General features: G+C 44.9%; 30 protein-coding genes, 1 tRNA gene and 1 other RNA gene. 27 read left to right on the plus strand and 5 right to left on the minus strand.

Features of this window, described 5'->3' with window-relative positions:
- Positions 1-29: 29 nt before the first annotated feature.
- Positions 30-845: a pyrroline-5-carboxylate reductase gene (gene proC, locus ACFODW_RS10595; protein ID WP_390306157.1), complete on the plus strand. Its 816-nt coding sequence runs from the start codon at positions 30-32 to the stop codon at positions 843-845.
- Positions 846-857: 12 nt separating this feature from the next.
- The gene (locus tag ACFODW_RS10600) at positions 858-1,154 is read left to right on the plus strand and encodes a TIGR04104 family putative zinc finger protein (protein WP_390306160.1); all 297 of its coding nucleotides are present in this window, start codon (positions 858-860) and stop codon (positions 1,152-1,154) included.
- A 151-nt stretch (positions 1,155-1,305) separates the two neighbouring features.
- Here the strand turns inward: ACFODW_RS10600 and ACFODW_RS10605 are convergent, their stop codons facing one another.
- Together ACFODW_RS10605 and ACFODW_RS10610 are read right to left on the minus strand one after the other, a co-directional pair.
- Positions 1,306-1,989 (minus strand): deoxynucleoside kinase, encoded by a 684-nt coding sequence (locus ACFODW_RS10605; protein WP_390306162.1) that lies wholly within the window; start codon positions 1,987-1,989, stop codon positions 1,306-1,308.
- Positions 1,986-2,645 carry a deoxynucleoside kinase gene (locus tag ACFODW_RS10610; protein ID WP_390306164.1) on the minus strand — a complete coding sequence of 220 codons (660 nt, stop codon included), beginning with the start codon at positions 2,643-2,645 and terminating at the stop codon, positions 1,986-1,988. Before ACFODW_RS10610 ends, ACFODW_RS10605 begins: the two co-directional genes overlap by 4 nt.
- Before the next feature lie 130 nt (positions 2,646-2,775).
- Here ACFODW_RS10610 and ACFODW_RS10615 point away from each other — a divergent pair.
- From ACFODW_RS10615 to ACFODW_RS10635, 5 genes are all read left to right on the plus strand, one after another.
- Positions 2,776-2,848, plus strand: a tRNA-Arg gene (locus ACFODW_RS10615).
- A gap of 290 nt (positions 2,849-3,138) precedes the next feature.
- Positions 3,139-3,402, plus strand: a complete 264-nt coding sequence (locus tag ACFODW_RS10620; RefSeq protein ID WP_390306167.1) for a holin — start codon at positions 3,139-3,141, stop codon at positions 3,400-3,402.
- Positions 3,386-3,541 carry a hypothetical protein gene (locus tag ACFODW_RS10625; RefSeq protein WP_390306169.1) on the plus strand — a complete coding sequence of 52 codons (156 nt, stop codon included), beginning with the start codon at positions 3,386-3,388 and terminating at the stop codon, positions 3,539-3,541. Before ACFODW_RS10620 ends, ACFODW_RS10625 begins: the two co-directional genes overlap by 17 nt.
- A 292-nt stretch (positions 3,542-3,833) precedes the next feature.
- Complete coding sequence (gene acsA, locus ACFODW_RS10630; RefSeq protein ID WP_390306171.1) at positions 3,834-5,549, plus strand: acetate--CoA ligase; 1,716 nt, start codon at positions 3,834-3,836, stop codon at positions 5,547-5,549.
- Positions 5,550-5,646: 97 nt separating this feature from the next.
- Complete coding sequence (locus ACFODW_RS10635; RefSeq protein WP_390306174.1) at positions 5,647-6,168, plus strand: hypothetical protein; 522 nt, start codon at positions 5,647-5,649, stop codon at positions 6,166-6,168.
- A 156-nt stretch (positions 6,169-6,324) separates the two neighbouring features.
- On the opposite strand, the gene hmpA is transcribed toward ACFODW_RS10635, so the two are convergent.
- Positions 6,325-7,554 (minus strand): NO-inducible flavohemoprotein, encoded by a 1,230-nt coding sequence (gene hmpA, locus ACFODW_RS10640; RefSeq protein ID WP_390306176.1) that lies wholly within the window; start codon positions 7,552-7,554, stop codon positions 6,325-6,327.
- A 135-nt stretch (positions 7,555-7,689) separates the two neighbouring features.
- Between hmpA and ACFODW_RS10645 the strand changes: the two genes are divergently transcribed.
- On the plus strand, positions 7,690-8,127 hold the full coding sequence (locus tag ACFODW_RS10645; protein WP_390306179.1) for an Rrf2 family transcriptional regulator: 438 nt from the start codon (positions 7,690-7,692) through the stop codon (positions 8,125-8,127).
- 68 nt (positions 8,128-8,195) lie between these two features.
- Positions 8,196-8,711 (plus strand): type 1 glutamine amidotransferase domain-containing protein, encoded by a 516-nt coding sequence (locus tag ACFODW_RS10650; RefSeq protein WP_390306181.1) that lies wholly within the window; start codon positions 8,196-8,198, stop codon positions 8,709-8,711.
- A gap of 226 nt (positions 8,712-8,937) precedes the next feature.
- Here the strand turns inward: ACFODW_RS10650 and ACFODW_RS10655 are convergent, their stop codons facing one another.
- Together ACFODW_RS10655 and ACFODW_RS10660 are read right to left on the minus strand one after the other, a co-directional pair.
- Positions 8,938-10,227 (minus strand): LysM peptidoglycan-binding domain-containing protein, encoded by a 1,290-nt coding sequence (locus ACFODW_RS10655; protein ID WP_390306184.1) that lies wholly within the window; start codon positions 10,225-10,227, stop codon positions 8,938-8,940.
- A 61-nt stretch (positions 10,228-10,288) separates the two neighbouring features.
- Positions 10,289-10,822 (minus strand): isochorismatase family cysteine hydrolase, encoded by a 534-nt coding sequence (locus ACFODW_RS10660; protein ID WP_390306187.1) that lies wholly within the window; start codon positions 10,820-10,822, stop codon positions 10,289-10,291.
- Positions 10,823-10,913: 91 nt separating this feature from the next.
- Between ACFODW_RS10660 and tadA the strand changes: the two genes are divergently transcribed.
- The 18 genes from tadA to rsmI all read left to right on the plus strand — a co-directional run bounded on the left by tadA (position 10,914) and on the right by rsmI (position 23,023).
- Complete coding sequence (tadA, locus tag ACFODW_RS10665) at positions 10,914-11,384, plus strand: tRNA adenosine(34) deaminase TadA (RefSeq protein WP_390306190.1); 471 nt, start codon at positions 10,914-10,916, stop codon at positions 11,382-11,384.
- 67 nt (positions 11,385-11,451) lie between these two features.
- Positions 11,452-11,717, plus strand: an RNA gene (ffs, locus tag ACFODW_RS10670) — signal recognition particle sRNA large type.
- Positions 11,718-11,936: 219 nt separating this feature from the next.
- Complete coding sequence (gene dnaX / locus ACFODW_RS10675) at positions 11,937-13,622, plus strand: DNA polymerase III subunit gamma/tau (RefSeq protein WP_390306192.1); 1,686 nt, start codon at positions 11,937-11,939, stop codon at positions 13,620-13,622.
- Between the two features lie 72 nt (positions 13,623-13,694).
- Entirely contained in the window at positions 13,695-14,009 is a 315-nt protein-coding gene (locus ACFODW_RS10680; RefSeq protein ID WP_390306194.1) for a YbaB/EbfC family nucleoid-associated protein, read from the plus strand.
- 18 nt (positions 14,010-14,027) lie between these two features.
- Entirely contained in the window at positions 14,028-14,624 is a 597-nt protein-coding gene (gene recR / locus ACFODW_RS10685) for a recombination mediator RecR (RefSeq protein ID WP_390306196.1), read from the plus strand.
- Between the two features lie 16 nt (positions 14,625-14,640).
- On the plus strand, positions 14,641-14,853 hold the full coding sequence (locus ACFODW_RS10690; protein WP_390306198.1) for a YaaL family protein: 213 nt from the start codon (positions 14,641-14,643) through the stop codon (positions 14,851-14,853).
- A gap of 301 nt (positions 14,854-15,154) precedes the next feature.
- Entirely contained in the window at positions 15,155-15,421 is a 267-nt protein-coding gene (locus ACFODW_RS10695) for a pro-sigmaK processing inhibitor BofA family protein (RefSeq protein WP_390306200.1), read from the plus strand.
- Between the two features lie 263 nt (positions 15,422-15,684).
- Positions 15,685-15,876, plus strand: a complete 192-nt coding sequence (locus ACFODW_RS10700) for a sigma factor G inhibitor Gin (protein WP_390306202.1) — start codon at positions 15,685-15,687, stop codon at positions 15,874-15,876.
- Between the two features lie 70 nt (positions 15,877-15,946).
- Complete coding sequence (locus ACFODW_RS10705; RefSeq protein ID WP_390306204.1) at positions 15,947-17,371, plus strand: aminotransferase class I/II-fold pyridoxal phosphate-dependent enzyme; 1,425 nt, start codon at positions 15,947-15,949, stop codon at positions 17,369-17,371.
- Between the two features lie 14 nt (positions 17,372-17,385).
- Positions 17,386-18,015, plus strand: a complete 630-nt coding sequence (gene tmk / locus ACFODW_RS10710) for a dTMP kinase (RefSeq protein WP_390306308.1) — start codon at positions 17,386-17,388, stop codon at positions 18,013-18,015.
- A gap of 17 nt (positions 18,016-18,032) precedes the next feature.
- Positions 18,033-18,362: a cyclic-di-AMP receptor gene (locus tag ACFODW_RS10715; RefSeq protein ID WP_390306206.1), complete on the plus strand. Its 330-nt coding sequence runs from the start codon at positions 18,033-18,035 to the stop codon at positions 18,360-18,362.
- A 24-nt stretch (positions 18,363-18,386) separates the two neighbouring features.
- On the plus strand, positions 18,387-18,824 hold the full coding sequence (locus ACFODW_RS10720) for a YaaR family protein (protein ID WP_390306208.1): 438 nt from the start codon (positions 18,387-18,389) through the stop codon (positions 18,822-18,824).
- Between the two features lie 17 nt (positions 18,825-18,841).
- Positions 18,842-19,831, plus strand: a complete 990-nt coding sequence (gene holB, locus ACFODW_RS10725; protein ID WP_390306210.1) for a DNA polymerase III subunit delta' — start codon at positions 18,842-18,844, stop codon at positions 19,829-19,831.
- A 5-nt stretch (positions 19,832-19,836) separates the two neighbouring features.
- Positions 19,837-20,661, plus strand: coding sequence for a PSP1 domain-containing protein (locus ACFODW_RS10730; RefSeq protein WP_390306212.1), 825 nt, complete (start codon positions 19,837-19,839; stop codon positions 20,659-20,661).
- Between the two features lie 14 nt (positions 20,662-20,675).
- A complete protein-coding gene (yabA, locus tag ACFODW_RS10735) occupies positions 20,676-21,026 on the plus strand; it encodes a DNA replication initiation control protein YabA (protein ID WP_390306214.1) in 351 nt (116 codons plus the stop codon).
- 114 nt (positions 21,027-21,140) lie between these two features.
- Positions 21,141-21,887, plus strand: a complete 747-nt coding sequence (locus ACFODW_RS10740) for a tRNA1(Val) (adenine(37)-N6)-methyltransferase (RefSeq protein WP_390306216.1) — start codon at positions 21,141-21,143, stop codon at positions 21,885-21,887.
- Positions 21,874-22,170 (plus strand): GIY-YIG nuclease family protein, encoded by a 297-nt coding sequence (locus ACFODW_RS10745; RefSeq protein ID WP_390306218.1) that lies wholly within the window; start codon positions 21,874-21,876, stop codon positions 22,168-22,170. The genes ACFODW_RS10740 and ACFODW_RS10745 overlap by 14 nt, the downstream gene beginning before the upstream one ends.
- Complete coding sequence (gene rsmI, locus ACFODW_RS10750; protein ID WP_390306220.1) at positions 22,145-23,023, plus strand: 16S rRNA (cytidine(1402)-2'-O)-methyltransferase; 879 nt, start codon at positions 22,145-22,147, stop codon at positions 23,021-23,023. Before ACFODW_RS10745 ends, rsmI begins: the two co-directional genes overlap by 26 nt.
- Positions 23,024-23,151: the final 128 nt, after the last annotated feature.

Genomic DNA, 23,151 nt, shown 5'->3' on the forward strand with positions numbered 1-23,151 from the left:
CTTTTTTTCATTTAAAAGGAGGACAGTACATGAATAAGAAAATTGGATTCATCGGTGCAGGTTCTATGGCAGAATCAGTAATAGCGGGGATAGTGAACGCAGAAATACTCCCGACAACGAATATTATGGTGACCAACAAGAGCAATAAAAAGAGACTGGAGAAAATGGAGGAGGATTACAATATTCGGGCCATTTCTGATACGAAACGAATGGTGGATGCTTGTGATATCCTCATTCTTGCAACCAAGCCGCATGATGTTCAAGCTACTATTTCTTCCATAAAAGAACATATCAGAAGCGAACAATTGGTAATCTCTGTAAGTGCAGGGATATCCACGGATTATATCTCCTCTTTGATCGGACAGGATGTTTCTGTAATCAGAGCGATGCCCAATACTTCGGCCGCAGTCAGGCAGTCTGCTACTGCTATTGCAGCAGGAAAGTATGCAGATGAAACGCATATCAAAGAGGCTGAAGAACTGTTCAGCACCATTGGGCCTACCACGGTCGTAAAGGAAGAAGACATGCATACAGTGACCGGGATCTCCGGAAGCGGACCGGCATATATATATTACCTTGTCGAAGCCATGGAGAAGGCTGCCGTGGAAAGCGGGCTTGCAGAAGAGACAGCCCGGAAATTAATTACCCAGACAGTGATTGGAGCGGGTAATATGCTTAAAAATTCGGAGGAGTCGGCCGGAGAGCTGCGAAAAAAAATCATGAGCCCGAACGGAACCACTCAGGCTGGAATCGACACATTAAAAAGACATGATTTTGAAAAAATTATCATAGAATGTGTAAGAAGCGCCCGACAAAGATCAATGGAGCTGGGCGAACGGGAATGAGGTGGTAGTTGCATGCCGGAATGTGCGCACTGCGGCTCGGTATGGGAGTATTTGGAGGCTGTTAAACATTCCTTCCGCACCAAGATGGTCTGCCCCTCTTGTGGAGCGGATAATTATCATACCATCAGCGGATGCAAAAAAGCGGCTATTTTCCCAGTATTCATGATACCATTCAGTTATTTTATCTATATGAATATAGACGTTTCACTTCCAAAAGTGATGGTTAGTACAGCGGGGATTGGAGCGGCTTGTTTATTCCTGCTCCCCTTCACCGTGGAATTGAGTAAAGAAAAGAGCCATCTCTGGTAAAGGATTCTGGTTCATTTCCAAAATTACGAGTGCTTGCTAGCAGCAGAAAGTGGATGTGGCTGTTCCCACTGCCGATAGAAGAAAGATTGGTATTTTAAACTTTCTTATGCAGTAAAAAAGGGTGCTCCTTTTTATCGGAACACCCTGTACCTTACTTCGCTAATTCACCTGTTTTTCTTTTCCTTGCGTGCTGGATGAATTGCCCGACTTTCTCCAGAATCGGTTCAATGGAGGCGCCTTCTGTCATTAAATCATAATCAGCTATATTAATTCTCAAAATTGGACAGGCATTAAAGTTATTGATCCACTGTTCATAACGCTGGTACATTTCCTCCCAATAAGAAACTGGTGTGCTTTTTTCCATTTCCCTTCCGCGCTGTTGAATCCGGCCAACCACTTCATCAAATGATCCTTCCAGATAGATAAGCAGATCAGGGTGCGGGAAATAAGGAGTCATAACCATGGCATCAAATAAATTGGAATAGGTTTCATAATCCGTTTTAGACATTGTTCCATTATCATAGTGCATTTTGGCAAATATCCCGGTATCTTCATAAATGGAACGGTCCTGGACAAATCCGCCACCATATTCAAAAATCTTCTTCTGTTCTTTAAAGCGTTCAGCCAAAAAGTAAATCTGTAGATGAAAACTCCACCGCTCGAAATCGGCATAGAAATTCTCCAGGTAAGGATTGGCGTCAACTTTCTCCAGGGACGTCTTAAAATTAAGGGCATTTGCTAAGGCTTTCGTCATGGTGGATTTCCCGACACCTACTGTTCCTGCCACCGTAATGATACTGTCATGCGGGATATTGTATTTCTCTCTTGCATTCATGTTTTGCTCTCCTTTAAATTAATGCTCCTACTCTGTTCCAATTGCTGTTCCACTTCATTCATAATCCATTCGAGGTCATTCTGATGGCGGATGAAGTCTAATTTATCTCCGTTGATCCGGATAACCGGAATATCGGGATGAACGGATTCGAAATGGTCCATGTACCGTTCATAATCCTCTGCAAGCTGGGACAAGTAAGAAAGTTGGATATTCTGTTCGATATCTCTCCCCCGTTTGCGTATCCGATCGACTATGGTGTCTAGGCTTCCATATAGATAAATCAACATATTTGGTACAGGCATATCCTTTGTAAGTATATGATAAATTTGTTCATACTTCTCCAGTTTATCTTCCGGTAGTGTACGTCTAGCAAAAATCATGTTTTTGGATATATGGTAATCAGCAATGACTGATTTTTGTTCGCTCAAGTATTTCTTTTCAATATCTTCTAATTGCTTGAACCGATTGCATAAAAAAAACATTTCTGTCTGGAAACTCCACTCTTCGATATTCTCATAGAATTTGCCGAGAAAAGGGTTTTCTTCGACAATTTCCTTCAGCAAGTGAAAGTCGAAATGTGCAGCGAGTTTTTTCGCCAGGGATGTTTTCCCGATGCCAATTGGCCCCTCAATCGCAATGAACGGGGCGTCTGTCATAATTCCTCCTCCTATCTCTAAGACAGATGTACTATATTTTATCATAGAACAGGGTCTTATTCTATGTCGAAAAATATCACTTTTCAAGATGGCTTTTTTTTTGTATAATATGATTTGTAGCTAAAAAAATGGCCCCGTAGCTCAGGGGATAGAGCAATGGTTTCCTAAACCATGTGCCGCAGGTTCGAATCCTGCCGGGGCCGTATATACTATTCTCGAACCTCTTACTCTAAGTAAGGGGTTTTTTAATTGTCTTTAAATAGGATACGGTGTAAAAAACTTCCTTTGCTGCTGCCTCTGTACGCAGCAACGGGCACGTTCAACTTCCACACAGGCATCCCTTTCCGGCAGCCGAATACGTACGTTGCTGGAACGCCATCCTGCATAGTCTGTTCCATCAACCGGGCAGGAGTGTCTGTTTATTCTACGATGGGAGTTTACCCCTTCCCTTCCTCAACTTACATTCATACATTGTTTGTAAGGAGGTGTCAGCATGGAGGAAATACTCACAATCGCCACGGTAATCACACCTGTCACAAGTGGAGTGATACAAGCACTGAAAAAGGCAACTGGGTTGAATAAGCGTTATATTCCAGTAACGGCAATCATAGTGGGTGCTGCACTGGGAGCTGCTGCACTTTTTACCGATGTCGGGCTGGGAGAGAGGCTGTGGGCCGGAGGAATATCCGGTTTGGCATCAGTCGGATTATTTGAGTTGGGTAAAATAAGAAGACAGACAGATGATGAAGAGGATTGAAGCTTCCCCTCTAGATGAATATTTATCTGTCCTGCTCATTCCTCCAGCCTCCTATGAAGAACGGAGAAGAGAAATGATTTTATGTCTGGCAATCAGAAGCCAGCCATCCTCTCTGTTCTTCTTTAGTATGTACATGTAAACTCCCTTACATATTTAAGTGACGGAGACCATAGCATTACATCTAGATATGGAATTAGCTTGCTATGAAAACCGAATGGATAAGTGCTGACAATGCAGATATAACAACAATAGAAAGAAAAAATCGTAGGGCAAATCGCTATGTCGGATCAAGAAAATTTGGTTGGTTTTATCGAAATGCTTTAAAAAGTTCATAAAATGTTCTAAAATATAAGTAGTTAGCAAAATCTTTGGATAATTTTATGTAATTAAAATTGTAATCGGTTGCAAAAAATTAAAAATGAGGTGATGAAATGGCAGTAGAGAATATTCCGGTACGCGAAGGGAAACCAAATTTGAAGGACTATGAGAAAGCTAGAGAGTCCTTTACATGGGATGAGGTCAAGAAAAACTTCAGCTGGTCGGAAACAGGCAAAGTCAACATGGCTTATGAAGCTGTGGACCGCCATGCGGAAGACCCTAAGAAGAAGAATAAGACGGCTTTGCTTTATTCCTCTCCGGATCGTGAAGAGAAAGTTACTTTCTCCGATTTAAGCCAATCAAGTAACCAGTTTGCCAACGTACTTAAAAAGTATGGTGTGAGCAAAGGGGATCGTGTCTTTTTGTTTATGCCGAGAAGCCCTGAATTCTATACAAGCTTCTTTGGAATTCTGAAAGTAGGAGCCATAGCAGGCCCATTATTCGAGGCATTTATGGAGCAGGCGGTGCGTGATCGCCTTCAGGACAGTGGAGCAAGTGTACTGATTACAACGCCGGATCTGTTAGGGCGTGTGCCTCAAGATGACCTGCCCGATTTGAAAAAGATTGTTCTGGTAGGAGAGCATGATCAGTCAGGGGATAAATACATCGATTATGAGACAGAGATGAATGCAGCTTCAACTGATTTTGACATGGAGTGGGTGGACCTGGAGGATGGAATGCTCCTGCATTATACGTCTGGTTCTACGGGTAAACCGAAAGGGGTTTATCATGTGCATAATGCCATGATCCAGCATTATGCGACTGCTGAATGGGTGCTTGACCTGAAAGAGGATGATGTCTACTGGTGTACTGCTGACCCGGGCTGGGTGACCGGTACCAGCTACGGAATCTTTGCACCATGGTTGCATGGTGTCACCAATGTTGTACGCGGCGGCCGATTCACACCGGAAGACTGGTATGGCACGTTGGAAAAATATGAGGTAACTGTATGGTATACCGCTCCTACCGCTTTGAGGAAACTCATGAGTGCAGGGGAAGAGGCGGTAAAGAAACACGCTTTGTCACCTTTACGTCATATTTTAAGTGTGGGAGAGCCGCTGAATCCAGAAGTCATCTCCTGGGGGCTTGATGCATTCGATCTGCGCATCCATGATACATGGTGGATGACAGAGACAGGGGCACAGCTTATCGTTAATTTCCCTTCTATGGAGATCCGGCCAGGTTCCATGGGTAAGCCGATACCAGGAGTAGAGGCTTCGATCGTCGATAATGAAGGGAATGAACTTCCACCGAACCAGATGGGGAATCTGGCCATTAAAGAAGGATGGCCTTCTATGATGCGTGCCATTTGGAATAGGCCGGAAAAATATGAAAGCTATTTTATCAATGGATGGTATGTATCCGGCGACAGTGCCTATAAGGATGAAGATGGATATTTCTGGTTCCAGGGTCGTCTGGATGATGTCATCAATACTTCAGGAGAAAGAGTCGGTCCGTTTGAGGTGGAAAGCAAACTAATTGAGCATCCTGCCGTATCGGAAGCGGGTGTGATCGGAAAGCCTGATCCTGAACGTGGAGAAATCATCAAAGCTTTCATCACGTTAAATGACGGCTACGAAGATTCCGATGAACTAAGGGAAGATATACGCAAGTTTGTCAAGACAGGTTTAAGTGCCCATGCCGCTCCAAGGGAATTGGAAGTGAAAGACTCGATTCCAAAAACAAGAAGCGGAAAGATTATGAGAAGGCTGTTGAAGTCATGGGAGCTCGGCCTTCCTACGGGAGACACTTCTACCTTGGAAGAATAATCCAAAGAAGCTTCGGTATGCCAAGGCTGGCATTTGCCGAAGCTTTTTATTATCCTTGGGACAGAAGGATATATGGCAAAAGAAAGGATAGAATGAAATGAAAGGCCCCTCTCACCCTTCCGAAAACACGGCAAATCCAAGGTTTTACCCAGGGACATCCTATCCTATGCTGCCAGGAGATGTACTCTATTCCCACAAATCAGCATTCTCTTCCTTGCTAGTAGGGCATGAAGGGATTGTCGGGGAAGATTATCGAATCTACCATGTGAATGCAAGAGGTAAAAACGGCCATGCAGACTCCCTGCCTGCTTATTTAAGCAGACACCGCAAAGGAGAAAGGCTCTCTATTTTGAGGTTGAGGGATAAAGAAGCAGCATTAGCTGCAGCACAATGGGCAGCCGGGAATATTGAAAGGGTAAAGATGTACCGTTATACCCCTTCCCTGGCAGATATAAGCAAGAACTACTGCTCCAAGTTCATTTGGCAATCCTTTTACTATGGGACGGGTGAAAGACTCGACCTTACCGGGCGAGGGCTGGGGGAACAACGGAAAACGATCCTTACTCCTGCTCGCATCTACCGGTCTTTGGAGATAATCGGCCATTTTTTTAACAAGTGATGTAAAAGAGTTTGGGAGTAAATTGTTCACCAAAGAGAAAAGCTGAACATTTTGGTTAGTAGAAATGACCGCTGCGGAAATCTACTTCGCTGATATAGTGCTTCGTTCATCCCTTGAGCCAAACGAGAATTTAGTTAAGTCCCAACCTCTTGCTTTTTAAGCGGTAATATCTTCAGATGGACCGAAAACTTCGTAATGGATATCGCCTGCTGCTACGCCCAGACTTTTAAGATGTTGATAGCAAGCGCGCATGAACCCTTTCGGACCGCAGAAATAGAAGGCCGCATTGTTGGTCGGCAGTATTTCCTTCAGCCATTCCCGCTCAATATGGCCGACTTTATCACATGCTGACTCATCAGATGGCTGGTCATATACGGTATATGCAGTTACATTTGTGTACATTTCTGTAATATCTTCTACCCTTTCTTTCATCGCATGAACATGCTCGTTCCGGGCCGCATGGATAAAGGTGACGTCTCGTTGGTGCTGTCTTGCTATTACAGTTTCCAACATGCTCATCATTGGTGTCAGTCCTACTCCCCCGCTGATCAAAATAAGCGGGCGTGAATCCGCTTGGTCCAGCACAAAGTCTCCGGCTGGTGCGCTAATGGGCAGGATGCTCCCTTCCTCTACCTCTTCGTGCAGATAGGTCGAAACTTTACCGGCAGGATATCCATTTATCGGATCCTCTCTTTTTACGCTGATACGATACATTTCATTGCCTGGTGCCCACGATAAACTATACTGCCGCAGCTGATTGTAAGGCTCCCCTTCCATCTGTGCTTTCACCGTAATATATTGCCCAGGCTGATAGGATGCCAATGCTCCCCCATCTGCAGGGCGGAGATAGAAAGATGTGATTACATCGCTTTCTTTTTCCTTCTTCACTACTTCAAAATCGCGGAAATCCACCCATCCACCGGGTCTGTTCCCAATTTCTTCGTACATTTCCTCTTCGACAGAAATAAATACGTCAGCAATTACACCATATGCCCGTTCCCAGGCTTGGATAATCTCATCGGTTGCTGCATCTCCGAGAACTTCTTTCATCGCCAGGAGAAGGTTTTCCCCCACAATAGGATAGTGTTCTGCTTTGATATTCAGACTGCGATGTTTCTCCGCAACTTGTTTGACGACCGGCAGGATCTCCTCAAGCTGATCGATGTGCAGCGCTGCAGCATAGACCGTGTTTGCCAGTGCTTTCGGCTGGTCCCCTTTCCTTTGGTTAGTTTGGTTAAAGATATTTTTAAGTTCTGGATGAGTTTCAAAAAGCCGTTGATAGAATCGTGTGGTTATGGCATTTCCATGCTCTTTAAGGACTGGTACAGTTGCCTTAATGATATCCTTCGTTTCCTGATCAAGAACTGTTTTTGTTTCCGTTGCCAATTTGCAACACCCCTTAAAATTTTAAAGATGTATTTTGTGTACATCTTTAATTGTAATCCTTTTCACAGACATGCTTCAAGAGTTGTCAGAAAAATTATGTTACAATATTTTGAAGAAATGATAAGGAGAATTAGAATGCAGCTAAAGAAGTATACAGATTATGCGCTTCGTGTCCTGATTTTTACTGGTTTAAAATCAGAGCGTGAACTAGCCAATATAAAGGAAATAGGGACAGTATTCGACATTTCACAACACCACTTGGGAAAAGTGGTGCATGAATTAACCAAATTGGGGTTATTGGAGACGATAAGAGGGCGGAATGGCGGCATTCGTCTGGCCAAACCTCCTGAGGAGATAAACGTAGGATTGGTAGTCAGGCAGATGGAGAATGATTTTCATCTTCTGGAGTGTTTTGAAAATGGGACCGACCATTGTGTCATCTCTCCTGCTTGCACGCTGAAGTATACAGTGAACAAAGCATTACATGCATTTTTCAAGGTCTTGGAGGAGTATACAATCAAAGACTTAATTAAGAATGAGGAAGAGCTCCGTCAGCTGATGAACCAGAAATAGCCATGTTTTGAATTCGCATCCTTTGGGAACATCAATTACGTAATACTCTTTAAAGGAGTGGATGGAAAATGGGTAAAAAAATAGCAACTGTCATCACGGATATGTTTGAAGACGTAGAGTATACCGATCCAGCTAATGCATTCAAGGAAGCTGGCCATGAAATAGTTACCATTGAGAAGGAAAAAGGCAAGGAAGTTACCGGTAAAAATAAAGAAGAAACTGTTACCATCGATCAAGGCATTGATGACGCAGACCCAAGTGAGTTTGACGCATTATTCATCCCAGGAGGGTTTTCACCGGACCAGCTCCGCGCAGATGAACGTTTCGTCAAGTTTGCCAAGCATTTCATGGATGAAGACAAACCTGTATTAGCCATTTGCCATGGCCCGCAGCTGCTGATCACAGCTAAGGAACTCGAAGGACGTAAGGCAACTGGATTCAAGTCGATCCAAGTGGATATGGAATATGCAGGAGCCAACCTGGTGGATGAAGAGGTGGCCGTATGCAAGGACCAGCTGGTTACCAGCCGCCAGCCTGATGATATCCCGGCATTCAACCGTGAGTCACTGAAAGTCTTGAGTTAAGTGGCATTCAAGAAAAAAGAGCCTCTCTGCCGATCATCAACGGTGAGAGGCTCTTTTCTTATTGTCCAGGAAACGATAAGTGCGGAGGCTATTAGTACATGAACCAAGAAGGCATGGGGAGGTGTTGGAAACCTGGCTAAAAACAGGTTATACATCATCACCACTACCGTCCATGCGCTAAAAAACAAAGCCTCTACCGCCTTGTGCCATGGAGAGGCAGAGGAATCTATTCGAGTTTCGTAATAGTAAAATTGTCTTCAAGCAGCAGCCAGTTCTGTGGAAAAGCCAGCCCCAATTTCCAGTAGGCAATTCCAAGCAGGTTCAATTCTTTTATCAGGTCAAACTTAGCCTGTATCGACCTGGCATCCTCAAACCATACCTCATGCCTATTGCCTTCATCGTCCGTATAGAAAAAGAATGGTGCCTGTGCCGTGTCATCATATTGAATGGCGGCCTGGCGCTCCCTGGCCCGTGCAATCGCCTGCTGTGGACTGAGGGCTTCTGCGGCTTCTCCCCCTTCGACAAAGGGCAGAGTCCAGTCGTAGCCGTACAGGTTCTGGCCAAGCAGAATCTTTTCAGCCGGCATTTCTGTCAGGGCATATTCTACCACTCTTCTAACTTCGTTAATTGGCGAGACGGCCATAGCAGGTCCGTAGCTGTACCCCCATTCATACGTCATCAGCACTACAAAGTCGGCAATTTGCCCATGGGCGGCATAATCATGTGCTTCATATGGCGCACCTTCTTGCTCGGCACTGATTTTCGGAGCGAGGGCTGTAGACATTAGAAGGCCAGCTTGAGAAAAACGCTGTTTAGCAGTTCGAAGGAAACTGTTATATGCTTCTCTGTCCTCTGGAGGCAGAAATTCCAAGTCGAAATGGATATCAGCATATCCTTCCGCAACAGCTATATTTACAATTTCATCCAGTAAGGTATTCTGGACTGCCTGAACCGTCAGAATGATATGCCCGAGCTCCGGGCTGAAAGCACCTTCCTCCAGATTGGAAATGACCATAGTCAATGCCGTGTTATTCTCTGCAGCGATCTGTGGAAGGTTCCCTGCAGGGGGTGGAGAAAGGGTGCCGTCCCTGTTCACTTGGAAACTGAAATGAGCTAAGTAAGTCAGGTAAGGGGAATTCTTCCTCGCTGCATTCTCCAGTGTCTCGGAAACTTCTTCCCCCCTCGGTTCAATATACGCCATGGATGATATATCCCGTTGCGGCCTTGACGGGATATATAATCGGAAACCGACCGGCAGTATATTGTCCGGTGAAATATTGTTATACTGGGCAAGTTCTTGGTAGGAAATGCCGAACCGTTGGGAAATAGAATATAGGCTGTCCCCTGGTTGAACGGTATAAAAGCCTCCAGAAATAGGGACGACTAAAGCCTGGCCGACAACCAGCTGTTCAGGGGCTTCCAGTTCATTTGCATCAATAAGGGCTTGGGGAGATGTGTTGTATGTATTGGCGATCCGATATATTGAATCACCTGGCTGTACTACGTGAATTTGCAAAGAAACTCCCTCCTTTACGTATACTCTTACACGTTATGAAGGGAGTGTTTTAAATATGCCCTTAAAAAGGGGTGATATCGGTTTTCATTACTGTCCGCATCAGGTAGAGTGCGTAGTCGTTGCCCTCTTTCTTCTCGGAGGCCATACAATTCTGGGGCACCCTCATGTCGAATCCATACATATACGCATCCTTAGCGGTAAATAAAATACATATATCCCCGGCGAAACCGGAAACAATAAGGTGCTGGCATTCCAATTCATTGAGCAGTGACTGCAATGGTGTCTGAAAGAATGCCGAATGTTGCGGCTTGATCATAAAATAGTCATTATCATCGGGTTTGAGGGTGTCAATAATATGTTTATTCCCCTCATGTTTACAGTAATCAATGATTTTGTTGAAATCAGCTTGCCAGAGTCCATAATGGTCATTAACATAGATGGTAGGAAGATCATTCTTCTTGGCAAAATCACGCAGGTCTTTCATATGCTGCAGGATTTCATTGGTGTTAGCGAGCAGGTCCTCCCCACCGTCAAAATCAAAATTGTTGATGACGTCTACAAATAGTACTGCTGTATTGGAAAAGGATTGGTCCATTGGCTAAGGCTCCTTTATAATATAATAGACTATAGAAGAATTATATCCTGTTTGATATATTTAAAACCTTTTAGAAATGTAGGGATTCCGAATGTATGACGAGAAGTATATGGAATATGCGGTAGCTGAGGCTAAAAAAGCTGCCGCAATAGAGGAAGTGCCGATTGGTGCAGTAGTCATCTATCAGGGAGAAGTGGTCGGCCGGGGATATAATGTGAGAGAGACCTCGCAGCAGACCCTTTCACACGCTGAATTGATCGCAATTCAGGAGGCGAATAAGCAGATTGGCAGCTGGCGGCTGGAGGACTGCACCCTTTATGTTACATTGGAACCTTGTCCGATGTGCGCAGGGGCTATTGTCCAATCAAGAATCAAGCGGGTAGTCTATGGTGCCCCAGATCCAAAGGCTGGCTGTGCGGGGACTTTGATGAACCTTCTGCAGGAAGAAAGATTCAATCATCAAACAGAAGTAACATACGGAATAATGGAGGAAACTTGCGGGAACTTGCTGCGTGACTTCTTCCGGGAATTGAGAGTAAAAAAGAAAGGGTCACAGACGTGATTTTTACATATACTTTCCAGTTAGGAAGTATTGCATTTAATGACTTAAATATGTATAATAAGTAATACCGTGCTAAGCGGGGAGGTAGCGGTGCCCTGTACTCGCAATCCGCTATAGCGAGGCCGAATTCCCATCCGAGGTGCGCCGGCTTTATGGCCTGCCTTAAGGGATTGGTGCTGACGTTCAGGTCCTGCGCAACGGGAACCCATGAACCCTGTCAGGTCCGGAAGGAAGCAGCAGTAAGTGGTCATTCCCGTGTGCCGCGGGGAAGCCTGGGCCGAGCCATGAACTTAAGTAACGCATAGGGCCGGTGCATCAACGATGGGTGCACGGTGTACATATAAGGAACCCCCTGCCAATCTCTTGGCAGGGGGTTTTGTCTGTAATAGAAGCATTTGAAGGAAGGAAATCCCTGAAAGCTGACGGTGCTCCCTTTTAAGCAGGCTGGGTTTTGCCCCCTGAAACTTTCCTTAGTGTTTCACTCGCCAAGGTTCACATCAGGGCATTAAATCGGGTATAATTAGAAGGAGATCATAGAGGGGAAATCAAATTATGAGCTATCAGGCACTATACCGTGTATGGCGTCCGAGAAATTTCCAGGACGTCGTCGGCCAAACCCATATAACACGTACTCTCCAGAATGCTATTGTGCAAGAGAAGTTTTCGCATGCTTATCTATTCTCCGGCCCGCGGGGGACAGGGAAGACGAGTGCAGCGAAAATCTTTGCTAAAACCATCAACTGTGAGCGGGGGCCCGCAAAAGAGCCGTGTAATGAATGTTCTGCCTGCCGGGGCATTCAAGATGGTTCGATATCCGATGTCATTGAAATTGACGCGGCTTCCAATACTAGTGTGGATGATATTCGTGAAATCCGCGACAAAGTCAAGTATGCCTCCAGTTCCGTTCCTTATAAAGTGTATATCATCGATGAGGTGCACATGATCTCGGTGAATGCCTTCAATGCGCTTCTGAAGACGTTGGAGGAACCCCCGAAACATGTGGTGTTCATCCTGGCAACAACCGAGCCGCATAAGATTCCGCTTACTATCCTTTCCAGATGTCAGCGCTTTGATTTTAAACCAATTTCCAATCAGTCGATCGTCGAGAGAATGAAAACTATTCTGAGCGCGGAAGATATCAATGTATCCGATGAGGCACTCGAAACAGTTGCTCTAGCGGCAGAGGGCGGAATGCGGGATGCGCTGAGCATACTCGATCAGGCGATATCCTATAGTGAGGATGCAGTAGAGTTGGAGGATGTGCTGGCAGTCACCGGAGGCGTTTCCCAGGCAATCCTCACTGAAATAGTCCAGGCAATGCAAGCGAAGGATGTTCAGAAGGCCCTTACATTGCTGGACGACTTGATACAAGGCGGGAAGGATCCGGCCAGGTTTGTATATGATCTGATATATTTCATGAGGGATTTGCTGCTGTACAAAAGTGCTCCGGCCCTGGGAGATTTAATGGAACGTGCCAGGATTGACGAAAGCTTCCAATCCCTTTCGGCCGCTGTCGAAGCTCCGTGGGTTCAAGAGGCGATCATGCAGTTGAACCAATGCCAGCAGGAAATAAGATGGACCAGCAGTCCCAAGGTCTTCATCGAAATCGCCATCCTGACAATTACCAACCGGTATCAAGGAGAACAATCCACTGCGCCCGAAGAATCAGAGGCAGTCGACAGGCTGACGAATAAGATGGCACAACTCGAAAAAGAATTAAATATGCTGAAAGAGAATCCGGTAGTAAATGCACAGCCAGCTCCCCAACGAGAACAACGCAGACAACCGTCCAGGTCGATGAAAACCACTTATAAAATTCCGTATGAACGCATAAGGGATGTGTTGAAAGATGCGCAGAAACAGGAGCTGAAGAATGTGCAGGGCCAGTGGGCCAACTTCTTGAACAGGTTAAAGACAACCAATGCTCCCGCACATGCAACCATACAGGACAGCAAACCTGCCGCTGCTTCTGAAAAAGCAGTTGTGGTTGCTTTCAAATATGAAATCCATTGTTCCTTGTTCCTTGATAACAGGGAGACTATTGAATCCGTACTTGCCACAGTGATGAATAAGGAACTCACGATTATACCGATTCCTGAAAATGACTGGAAAGAAGTGCGTACGGAATATATCAATCAGCAGGAGAAAGCAGAACCGAAGCAGGAGGAACAACCTGATCCTATCGTAGAGGAGGCCAGGAAGCTGTTCGGTGATGACTTGCTGGAAATTCACGATTGAGAATAATTCTTCGGCGGACCGAGCCGGCGAAATTCATATAAACTTTTAACACAAATTGAAGGAGGTATTTCCATGAAGGGAAATATGAATAACATGATGAAACAGATGCAGAAAATGCAAAAGAAAATGATGAAAGCACAGGACGAGCTGCATGAAATGAGCTTTGAAGCAAGTGCCGGCGGCGGAATGGTTACAGTCGTCGCTAATGGGAAAAAGGAAATTACCGATGTTCAAATCAAAGAAGAAGTAGTAGATCCAGACGATATTGAAATGCTGCAGGATCTTATCCTTGCCGCTACGAATGATGTCATCCATCAAATTGATGAGAAGACGAATGAAACCATGGGGCAATTCACTAAAGGAATGAACATGCCTGGAATGTTCTAATATGCGGGAGGCATGCATATGTATTATCCAGAACCAATATCGAAATTGATTGACAGCTTTACAAAATTGCCGGGGATAGGGCCGAAAACCGCGGTCCGGCTGGCTTTTTTTGTTTTGAATATGAAAGAAGATGAAGTGATGGACTTTGCGAATGCTTTGGTGAATGCCAAGCGTGAGCTTACGCATTGCTCGATCTGCGGCCATATTACAGATCAGGATCCCTGTGCCATTTGTTCCGATACTTCCAGGGACAATTCCATCATCTGTGTAGTCCAGGATCCAAAAGATGTCATTGCTATGGAGAAAATGAAAGAGTTTCATGGCAAATACCATGTTCTTCATGGAGCGATTTCTCCGATGGATGGGATAGGACCAGAGGATATCAATGTGCCTGATTTAATTAACCGATTGAAAGAAGAAGAAGTAGAAGAAATCATCCTGGCTACCAATCCCAATATAGAAGGCGAGGCAACAGCCATGTATATTTCCCGGTTGGTTAAGCCATCAGGCATAAAGACTTCCAGAATTGCGCATGGTCTGCCTGTAGGCGGGGATTTGGAATATGCCGATGAAGTGACATTGTCAAAGGCCTTAGAAGGCAGAAGAGATTTATAGAAACCGGGTGAAGCATATGGGGAAGAAGATAAGGAAAAGGGATGTCGATAGTCAGTTGCTGGAGGCTATTTTCTCTGTAGAGAAGGAATGGAAAGACGTAGAGTCCATGGTGGAAAGAAGCATTGAACCTTCCTATAACAGCCGGCAGCTGACTGCTCTTGCCCGGGCAAGATATATGTTTCTGCTTCGTGAGGCAAGGCATCGAAAGCTGAGTGCCATGAAAGTCTAGTATGACCGGAATCATAAAAATATCTGATAGACAAGGGCCACCTGTGGATTCCTTGTCTTTTTCAATAGAGAAGAAAGTATATTCCCTCCAAACGTTGTTTTGAGGAATAACCCCGTCTATATCCAGCATCTGGGAGTGCTTAAGCCCGTCACTCCCTGCCAGCAACGCCGTTTTAGCTTGGGTGCTAAAGAGAATAGTGTGTACGTCGCTAACCCGACTTGTGATCTTCCAGTATATGAGTTCTATTTATTTCTTCCCTTTCATATGTAATACAAAGGGGTTGAAGAAGGGACTGATTGGTTTGAGTTCTACTATGGTGATTACCATTATGGTTGTGTTGATTGTTCTTCTTCTGGTTATAGGTGCACCGGCAAAGCCTATGCGGTTTATTGGACAAGCAACAGTAAAAATTGGCATTGGCATTTTGTTGCTATTTTTCTTTAATGTCTTCGGGGGAGCGATTGGGCTGCATATTCCTATAAACCTCTTCACCGTGGCAATCTCAGGTATCCTAGGGGTGTTCGGCGTAGCTTCCCTTGCTGCCATGCAGATCTTCTTATTCCCATAGGAGGAAGAAGAGGCTGTGGAAAGAGTGTTTCATGGACTTAGAAAATCAACGGTTTAACTTAAGAGTTACCGACTGCTTGGCTAGATAAGTTCGCTCGTTACAGTCCGTCATGCGCCTATATGTCAATCACTCTATTTCCGACCTCTGTATTTGTCTAGTTATTCTCCAATCTTGACACCGGATGGGCAAATAAAAAGTTTCAAAGATTCCTTGTATAAATATTGAGAGATTTGGAGAGGATAATGATACTGGAGGTGGGGGAAATGGAACAGCCTAAAAGTCATGAACGATGTGGAATTTGTGAGGAAGAAAAGGCACTAGGCATTCACTTATACACCATGTTTATCTGCAGCGAGTGTGAAAAGAACATGATTCACACAGAGCCAAGGGAAGAAAAATACAACTATTACCTAAGGAAACTGAAAAACATCAGTAAATCGAAACTATATTCCTAGAAGCCTTTGCTTGCAAAGGCTTTTTTTATTGGACTACTATAGTATTACTACGAAAGAACGGAGAAGATTTATGAATTTAGACCAGAAAAAAGTGCCATTATTTGAAAAGCTGGTGGAGTTTCACGAGAGTCGGCCAGTTTCCTTCCATGTACCAGGCCATAAAAACGGGCAGGTTCTTTCACCTTCTGTCCGACCCTATTTTCATTCTCTCATGCATTTGGATATGACGGAAATTCCCGGGTTGGATGATCTTCATGCACCGGAAGGAGTGATTGCGGAGGCAGAGAAGCTGGCTGCAGCCTTCTTTCAGTCTGAACATACATATTTTCTCGTCGGGGGAAGTACTGCCGGGAACCTTGCAATGATATTGGCAGCCTGCTCTCCAGGTGATGAAGTCCTTATACAACGTAACAGCCACAAATCCATTATGAATGGATTGGAACTGAGTGGGGCTCGTCCGGTGTTTCTTTCTCCGGAATATGATGGACAGGTGGAGCGCTATACAAGTCCGTACCCTGCCGTTTTAAAGGAAGCATTGGATGCCTATCCAAACGCAAAAGCTGTGGTTCTGACCTATCCGGATTATTTCGGAAGAGCCTACGATATAAAAGAAATGATAGACTTAGCCCATACCTATGATATTCCGGTGTTAGTAGATGAGGCGCATGGGGTTCATTTTCCCTTGGGCCGTCTTTTCCCCGGCTCCTCCCTTCATGCAGGAGCCGATGTAGTCGTACACTCCGCCCATAAAATGGCTCCCGCTATGACAATGGCATCCTACCTGCATGTCCAATCTTCACTCCTTCAGAAAGAAAGAATTGAACACTACCTGCAGATGATCCAGTCGAGCAGCCCTTCGTATCCATTATTGGCTTCCTTGGATGCTGCTCGAGCTTATCTAGCTGCCTTGCAAGAGCAGGATATCTCACATATTAAAGAGAGTGTAAGAAAAGTAAGGGAAATATTGACAGCATCCAATTGTTGGAACATCCTTCCCGAGACCCCCCTGGATGACCCTTTAAAGATAACGTTACACGTGAAACATGACATCCCTGCGCAAGATATAGCATCATTATTTGAAGCACAGGGGATATATCCTGAACTGGCCAGCCATAATCAGGTGCTGTTCATTCATGGACTCGCGCCTTTCAATGAGCTGGATCGATTGGAAAAAGCGGTGAAAAGCATTAATGAACGATTAAAAAATAAACCAGGACGTGCTACAATAGAAATACCAGAGCTTCTTTCTGAGCCTATTCAGGAATTGGCTTTGTCCTATCAGGAAATGACACAATTGACTAATATAGATGTTTCCTTCCAGCAGGCGGAGGGGAGAATTGCCGCAGAGGCAGTAATTCCCTACCCTCCTGGTATTCCGCTTATTTTAAAGGGGGAAAGAATAAAGGCACATCAAATGGATACGCTCCAGGAACTGATAAAGAGAGGAGTGCGGATCCAGCAGCGCACAAAAGGCATCAAGGTATTCAGGGAATGAAGGAGCAGGTTGCAGTGGACGGTTATTTTATTACATTTGAAGGCGGCGAGGGTGCCGGTAAATCCACCATACTTCAGGCTATATATGAGAAGCTTAGGAAAGAGGGGTATGAGGTTCTGGCTACACGGGAGCCGGGTGGTATTGAAATAGCGGAGCAGATCAGGAAAGTGATACTGGATCCGGAGAACAGGCAAATGGAAGAAAGAACAGAAGCCCTATTATATGCGGCGGCACGGCGCCAGCATCTGGTGGAAAAAGTCCTGCCAGCCCTGAAGGAAGGGAAAGTGGTGCTTTGCGACCGGTTTATAGACAGCAGTCTCGCCTATCAAGGACATGCCCGGGGACTGGGGATGGATGAGGTATTCTCAATCAATCAATTTGCTATCGGAGAATGTATGCCCGATCTCACTCTCTTCTTTGATATCAGCCCGGAAAAAGGGCTGGATCGGATACGAAGAAATAAGGACAGGGAGAGAAATCGCCTTGATCTGGAGGAAGCCCGGTTCCATGAACAGGTGTATGAAGCATATCATATACTGTTGAAGAAATTTCCAGAGCGTATATCCGCGGTTAATGCCGACCAGTCTCTGGAAGCGGTTGAAGCACAAGCCTTCACCCATATTATTTCCTATCTTAATGAATGAGGGAGGTACATGATTAGATGAAGTTGATTATCGCTGTAGTCCAGGATAAAGATACCAATCGTCTGATGGATGCCCTGGGCGAAGAGAATTTTAAAATAACCAAGCTTGCAACAACGGGAGGTTTTTTAAAAGAGGGCAACACCACACTTATGATCGGCTGTGAGGATGAATATGTCGACGAGGCCCTGGAAATTATCAAGAAAAACTGTTCCCACCGCGAACAAATGGTAGCTCCTATTTCCCCAATGGGAGGAAATGCCGATTCCTATATTCCAAAGCCTGTTAAGGTGGAAGTTGGCGGAGCAACGGTATTTATCCTGCCAATCGAGTCGTTTTACCAATTTTAGAATATGTCTAAGGGACTGAGTTAAATGAAAATAAGCCATGATTTCAAGGCTAACACTGAAACGGGCTACAGCCGGCCTGCAGCTGCTCCAGGAGCACAAGCTTTCCAAAGAACTCTTCAGTCCCAGGCGCAGCAACTGAAACAGCAGGAGATTGAAACGCTGATGAAGAATATTACTCTGCAGGGAGATAAACTCAGCCGTTATCGAACCTTCCGTGAATTGGCAGTGTTCAAGCGAATGGTAAGAGGGTTTCTGCAAGAGATGACCGCGGGTGGCTATACTCTTAAAAAGTCCCGTCATTTTGGCTGGAATAGCCGGGGACAGGAATTGACACTGCTCGAAGCAGTGGATGAGAAACTGATCGAGCTGACAGAAGAAGTCATGAATCAGGAGAGGAAGACAGTAAATATTCTCAGTCTCATCGGAGAGATTAAGGGTTTGCTGATTAACATATATACGTAAAGAAAGTTGGAGGCCGGATGAAAACATGGGCTGAAGTGGCGGATGTCCAACCGCTGGCGGGGAAGATCATCACAAACAGTATAAAAAAGCATCGTGTCTCCCATGCATATCTTCTTCAGGGCGCGCGTGGTACGGGAAAAGAAGACATCGCCCTGCTGATTGCAAAGGTGCTGTTCTGTGAAAGCCGAAACGATGTGGAGCCTTGCCATCGGTGCAATGCATGCAGACGGATAGCTTCCGGCAATCATCCGGATGTCCATTGGATCGAACCGGAAGGGCAGTCAATTAAAATCGAACAGATTAAAAATTTGCAGAAGGAATTCACCTATTCCGGGCTGGAATCCAATCAGAAAGTATACATTATTAAGGGCGCCGATACATTGACATTGAATGCGGCCAACCGCATCCTCAAATTTCTCGAGGAGCCAAGCCGGCAGACGACAGCCATTATGATGACGGAAAACAGCCAGTCCATCATTCCGACCATCCGGTCCCGCTGTCAGATCATTGATTTGCAGCCGCTGAACCCTTCGCAATTCCAACAGCATTTAATAGAAGAGGGAATGACCAGGGAAGATGCCGTACTAATGAGCGCTTTGACTAACAATGTCGAAGATGCATTCGCCTGGAACAGTGATGAGTGGTTTGCAGATGCAAGAAAACTAGTGGTACAATTGACTGAAATGTTTGTGTCTCAGCCGGAAGATGTATACTTGTTTATCCATAACCATTGGGTGCAGCATTTTAAAGAAAGAAACGGGCAAGAGCAAGGATTGGACCTATTGCTTCTTGCTTTTAAAGATATTCTTTATTATCATATTGGCAATGAAAAAGCATTGGTTTTTTTCACCCAGCATGATGCATTGCTTGAGAAAGCGGCGATGGCATTCAGTCAGGAAAAATTAATTAACGTGTTAAATGCCGTTCTGCAGGCGAAGAGAAAGCTGAAGCAGAACGTTCATCCCACATTGGTGATGGAGCAATTGACACTTCAAATACAGGGGTGAGAGAATTGATCGAAGTTATTGGTGTCCGCTTTAAAAGAGCGGGTAAAATATATTATTTCGATCCGGCGGATTATCCGATTTCTGTCGATGACTATGTCATTGTGGAAACTGTACGGGGGATCGAATTTGGCAAAGTAGTAATCACGGAGAAAAAAGTCGACGAGGAAGATGTCGTCCTTCCATTGAAAAAAGTGATCCGTGTTGCCGACGAGAAGGACAAACTGACGGTAGTAGAAAACCAGGAGCATGCTGAAAAGGCGTTCCAAGTATGTACTGAAAAAATCAAAAAACATAAACTGGATATGAATTTGGTAGATGTTGAATATACATTCGATCGAAATAAGATCATTTTTTATTTCACCGCAGATGGACGAGTTGACTTCCGCAATCTGGTGAAAGATTTGGCTTCCCAATTCCGGACGCGTATCGAGCTGCGCCAGATCGGTGTCCGAGACGAAGCGAAAATGCTCGGCGGAATTGGGCCATGTGGAAGAATGCTCTGCTGTTCAACCTTTTTGGGGGATTTTGAGCCTGTCTCCATCAAGATGGCCAAGGATCAGAACCTCTCCCTTAACCCGGCAAAAATCTCCGGCTTATGCGGGCGGCTGATGTGCTGCCTGAAGTATGAGAATGATGATTATGAAACTGCTAAGCGGGAACTACCGGATATCGGCCAGTCTATTAAGACTCCTCATGGCAAAGGGAAGGTTGGCGGATTGAATATCCTGGAACGGCTTGTCCAGATAGAATTACCGGAGAGCGGAAGAATTATTGAGTATACATTGGATGAATTGATTGAAGAAGGAATACTAGCGCAAGCCACAGAATAACGAGGTGAGTGGGCGTGAAAAACAGGGAAATTTTTGACCAGGTTTCTGATATGGAGCAGAGGATCGGGGAACTATATGAACAGCTTGGTGACTTAAAGAATCAACTAAGCCAAGTTTTAGAGGAAAATCATCGGCTTGCGATGGAAAATCACAATCTGCGTAAGCACCTGGATACCCATAAAGAGAAAGAAGAAGGAACCAGGGAGACGCCCGCTTCCAAACGTGTGAGCTTTCCCGGAGAAGGATATGACAACCTTGCCAGATTATATGAGGAAGGCTTCCATATCTGTAACCTGGAATTCGGCAGCCCTAGGCAAAATGAAGATTGCATCTTCTGCCTGGACTTTCTAAACAAAACGAAATAAACCTATAACAGCTGCCTCTATTTTGGGGCAGTTTTTATTTACAGTTGGAAAGAATAAAAAGACAATCTGCTGGTCAAAACGGCAGAAGATATTATTACTGGGAAGGATTCAGACATGATAAAACTGCATGATGATGAACGAATCGATTATTTATTGGCGGACGAAAGCATGAAGATCATTCAAAGTCCAACAGCATTCTCCTTTTCTTTAGATGCTGTTCTACTCGCTCATTTTGCTTATGTACCAGTAAAACGGGGAAATATTTTGGATCTTTGTACGGGAAATGGTGTAATCCCCTTATTGCTGTCCAAACGGACGGAAGCATCTATCACAGGGGTGGAAATTCAAGACCGTATTTTTGGAATGGCCGTAAGAAATGTGGAGCTGAATAATTTAGGAGGACAGGTATCCATCGTCCATGGGGACTTGAAGGAGATGCAGCCGGTCCTCGGCCAGAGCAACTTTGATGTGGTTACATGTAATCCGCCATATTTCCGTACACCCTCCGAAAATGAACATAATCATAATGAATATTTGACGATTGCCAGGCATGAAGTATGCTGTACACTTGAGGATGTGGTGAAGGCCTGCAAATTGCATGTAAGACCTGGCGGAAAGGTTTCTATGGTGCACCGGCCAGGAAGACTGGTGGACATTATTTCTCTGTTCCGCAAATATAAGCTGGAACCAAAGCGGCTCCAGTTCGTCTACCCAAAAATAGGACGAGAAGCAAATATGCTGCTGATCGAAGGGGCGCGGGATGGAAAAGCTGATTTGAAAATATTGCCGCCGCTCTATATATATAATGAGGATGGCACCTATACAGAAGAAGCAGAGGCTATTATTTATGGCAGAGATTGAACATACTGTATACATGCTTAAATGCAAGGACAACTCATTATATACCGGTTATACCAATAATCTTAAGAACCGATTAAGGATGCATGAAGAAGGGAAGGGTGCCAAGTATACAAAGGGTCGTGGACCTTTCCAAGTCGTATATACAGATACATTTACTGCAAAGGAGGCTGCTCTCCGGGAAGAGTACCGGATTAAGCAGTTAACCCGAAAAGAAAAACTTAAGTTGATCAGGAACAGGCGAGAAGAAGGGGTGGCATATGAAGATACAGAAGAGCTTTCATAATGAATCAGGCGGGGTGGTTTATGTAGTGCCTACCCCTATAGGAAACTTGGAGGATATTACATTTCGCGCATTGAAAGTATTGGAAAGTGTTTCGCTGATTGCCGCGGAGGATACCCGAAATACAAGAAAATTGTTGAATCATTTTGAGCTGGACACACCAATGGTCAGCTATCATGAACATAATAAGCTTTCCAGAGAAGATCAGTTGCTTTCCCGGGTCGAACAAGGAGAAGAGATTGCTGTTGTTAGCGATGCAGGAATGCCGGCGATATCTGACCCGGGTATGGAACTGGTACAGGCTGCAGTGGAAAGAGACCTAAGGGTGGTGGTGCTGCCTGGAGCAAATGCAGCACTTTGTGCATTGGTCGGATCCGGGCTGCCGTCTGATGAATTCTATTTCTATGGATTTCTGCCCCGCAAGAAAAAGGATAAAGAATCCGAACTTCAGCGCCTGAAAAGTTTTCAGGCGACCATCCTGCTTTATGAATCACCCTACCGGCTAAAGGACACATTGAAAGCTTTAAAGGATGTCCTCGGAAATCGCAGGATTACTCTGGCACGCGAATTGACTAAACGATTTGAAGAATATGTCCGTGGTTCTGTGGACGAGGTACTTTCCTGGAGCGAGGATCATACACCAAAAGGCGAGTTCTGCCTGGTGGTAGAAGGGGCAGATGATACGGATTCAACAGAAGAAGAGTTATGGTGGGGGCATTTATCTGTACCCGCTCATGTGAATTATTACATGGAAGAAGAGGGGCTGACCAGTAAAGAAGCAATAAAACGGGCGGCAAAAGATCGCAGTATGCCGAAAAGGGAAGTCTACCAAGCCTATCATATTGATGAAGTTTAGGTTTATATTTGAGTTGCCTCTACTAAAATAATTTTGGAAAGTTGGTAATGGAATGGAGACTGGGATAAACGTTTGTTTCCAAATCGGAAAGTCCTTAACTAACTAAAAATTTTGTTTGATCGGCATGA

The sequence above is a fragment of the Virgibacillus sediminis genome (assembly GCF_042643265.1).
GTDB lineage: Bacteria > Bacillota > Bacilli > Bacillales > Amphibacillaceae > Virgibacillus_O > Virgibacillus_O sediminis.